Origin of the sequence: Pseudomonas sp. 2822-15, from assembly GCF_002742515.1 — a bacterium.
In the GTDB taxonomy this organism is placed as follows: domain Bacteria; phylum Pseudomonadota; class Gammaproteobacteria; order Pseudomonadales; family Pseudomonadaceae; genus Aquipseudomonas; species Aquipseudomonas salomonii.
Genome location: NZ_LJRY01000016.1, coordinates 1 through 229, shown reverse-complemented (window position 1 = coordinate 229; position 229 = coordinate 1). Strand labels below are relative to the sequence as shown.

Below are 229 nucleotides of genomic sequence, written 5' to 3'. Positions count from 1 at the left end.
TATTACTATGCCAGAATTAGATGGCGTAAATGCCCTAAAAGAAATGAGAAAATTTGATCACAATGCTTTAATTATTATGTGTTCAGCGATGGGGCAACAAGGCATGGTTCTTGAAGCAATTCAAAGTGGAGCGAAGGATTTTATCGTTAAACCATTTAATCAAGAACGAATTCAAGAAGCATTGAAAAAAGTGTCTTAATTTAAGGAGAACTATTGATCATCTATAAGC

The 229-nt window shown here is 33.6% G+C and carries 1 protein-coding gene; it reads left to right on the top strand.

Annotated elements, in window-relative coordinates; translation table 11 throughout:
- Positions 1-199, top strand: a 199-nt coding sequence (locus AOA59_RS00050; protein ID WP_143522709.1) for a response regulator, incomplete at its 5' end; no start/stop codon positions are given.
- Positions 200-229: the final 30 nt, after the last annotated feature.